Origin of the sequence: Psychrobacter sp. AOP5-GZ1-6, from assembly GCF_052376345.1 — a bacterium.
Taxonomy (GTDB): Bacteria; Pseudomonadota; Gammaproteobacteria; order Pseudomonadales; family Moraxellaceae; genus Psychrobacter.
Map to the genome: position 1 here is coordinate 1 of NZ_JBQSVP010000224.1, position 2149 is coordinate 2149.

Sequence of the window (2149 nt, forward strand, 5' to 3'; positions counted from 1 at the left end):
GTAGTGACTGCCCTTCAAATATATCAGGTTGTTTTTGCAATAGAACAGAGAGACTACCAATACAAGCTGGTTTTCTAAATCATTCTCGTATAATAAAAAATCATACTCCTAAGCTTGAAAGAAGAAATTATACTCAGAAAATTAAAAAAATAATTTTGCATCGAACTGTCAATAGTTCTGCTCAGGCAACATTTAATTCTTTTAATAGGGGGTCAAAACCATATGGTACACATTTTGTTGTAGACAAAGATGGTAAAATTTATCAAACAGCTAACTTGAATAAACTTACTATACACGCTGGTAATGCAAACTCCTATTCAGTAGGAATTGAAGTTGTAGGTATGCCCGTCGATAAGAACGGAAAACCAACAGTTGGACCTCCAAATGGTAATAAAGTGCATAGTTGGCAAAAACTTACTGTAAAACAAACTCAAGGCGTTGCTTGCCTCACTAAGTATCTGCTTATTCATTATGGGTTGACTCAATCTGATATAGCAGTACATGAAGATGTCGCAGCTAAAACCGAAGGTGAAGGGAGGACAGTATACAATGCTATTAAAGAATATTTATAAGACTATAGGTATATTATTAATCACTTTATGTCTATCTGCTTGCCAAGAGGAAGCAGAGGTTTATCAAACTTTATGCGTTGATGCAGATACTACAATTAAAAATGACGTACCTGAAGAAGGTATTTCATGGTCACTATCTATAGATGATTTTAAACATCTGATCTTATTAGTCAAGAAAGAGTCGCAGCGAAACATTTATGTTATGAACTCTATTACAACCTGCGAAATGAAATTTGATGATATTGAAGTAGATAGTAACATTTGTAACATTACTTTAAATGCTGGAGCTTATGGTTATGCTGAATGCAGTGATGGCTCCAAATACAGTTTTGGGTGCTACCAAAAAGAATGTGATCAATATTTTCCATTTCCTTTTATAGACGAAGAAAAAACGGATAGTGAGCCAACCTTTACTAGTCTATCTAGTACTTTCAGTGATGAAACGTATGCAGAAAACTATAAGCACTATCTTAATAAAATTAACAAGCAACCACTCAGAGACAAACTAGCTGTAAAAGTTTACTTTGAAAATCCAAATTTAGACGATTCAAGCTATGTTATTAGATATGTAGATAAAGCATCGCCACTAAAAAACGGCATTCAAGAATACTTGAACGGTTTAACACCAGAAGAGAAAAGCTTGGGGTTTAAAACTAGTAACTTTGGTAATGATAGCTTTCAAGTAAAGATTGAAGACAATGTTGCCTTGATCAGCTTCATTGCTAGTGACTTGACAAGAGATCTGAAGTCTCCGCAGCAAGTAATAGACTTTACTACCTCTATTATTATGACAGCAGAACAATTTGACACTGTCCATGAAGCAAAAATTTGCGTCAATGATACCTACAACTATCAAATGGCTTTCTTAGCTAATGAAGATCCCATTGACTGCCCTTTTATTTTTTAAAGCCCAAAAAAGGTATGAAGTTGCTTAAGCTTTAGGTACTATCTGACCCCTGCCGTCAAATCCATATAATTAAACTCCGAAGATTTCAATTAAGCAGCCTGAGGGTAAAAGTCAAAACACATCTGTCCTTGCCTCTTACAAACTAAATTCTTCGAAATCATAATCTGGCTGTAGTCTAGCTCAATAGATTTAGTATTATTGCCGGTGACTTCGAAATCCGTTCCATAGTCTTGGTTATACATCAACGTATTCCTCAATGTACACGCTTTTTCTGGTCTTAGTGAAGCATTAGATACGGAAGTTGAAGGATAAACCATAATGTCAAAACCCGATGCAACAGGCTATTTGATTTGACAGATAGGCTTTTTTAACTAGATAGTCTGTAGTAATGCCATCAAAAAAGGCTACCAATATGGTAGCCTTTGGCTGTATTCAGCGCGCCCTAAGAAGCAGCGGACTCATGCTGATACGGTAATGCAAATACCTTGTCAAAGATCAAGGTAAAGGTAAAAGTATAAACCAAGAAAAATAGCAATAACGCTACTTCCATCTTAAAGGCTTGGATCAAACCAACATCGTACCAGACCATATACAGTGGCAAGCAAATCAACACCAACCCACCTTCAAAACCAACAGCATGGGTACTGCGTATCGAGAGTTTCCCAAACTT

Annotated in this window: 3 protein-coding genes; 2 read left to right on the plus strand and 1 reads right to left on the minus strand. The window is 35.9% G+C overall.

The window, feature by feature from the left end; translation table 11 throughout:
• Both ACT3RN_RS15245 and ACT3RN_RS15250 read left to right on the plus strand, forming a co-directional pair.
• Positions 1-572: peptidoglycan recognition protein family protein (locus tag ACT3RN_RS15245; RefSeq protein ID WP_444518791.1), on the plus strand; the 572-nt coding region annotated here is incomplete at its 5' end.
• Positions 550-1479, plus strand: coding sequence for a hypothetical protein (locus ACT3RN_RS15250; RefSeq protein ID WP_192992104.1), 930 nt, complete (start codon positions 550-552; stop codon positions 1477-1479). The genes ACT3RN_RS15245 and ACT3RN_RS15250, both read left to right, overlap by 23 nt.
• 442 nt (positions 1480-1921) lie before the next feature.
• On the opposite strand, the gene ACT3RN_RS15255 is transcribed toward ACT3RN_RS15250, so the two are convergent.
• Positions 1922-2149 (minus strand): chlorhexidine efflux transporter (locus tag ACT3RN_RS15255; protein WP_444518792.1); only part of this gene is annotated, 228 nt, incomplete at its 5' end.

Excerpts from the sequence above, each read along its gene's own strand:
- ACT3RN_RS15250 (WP_192992104.1), top strand. The coding sequence starts at position 550 with ATGCTATTAAAGAATATTTATAAGACTATAGGTATATTATTAATCACT.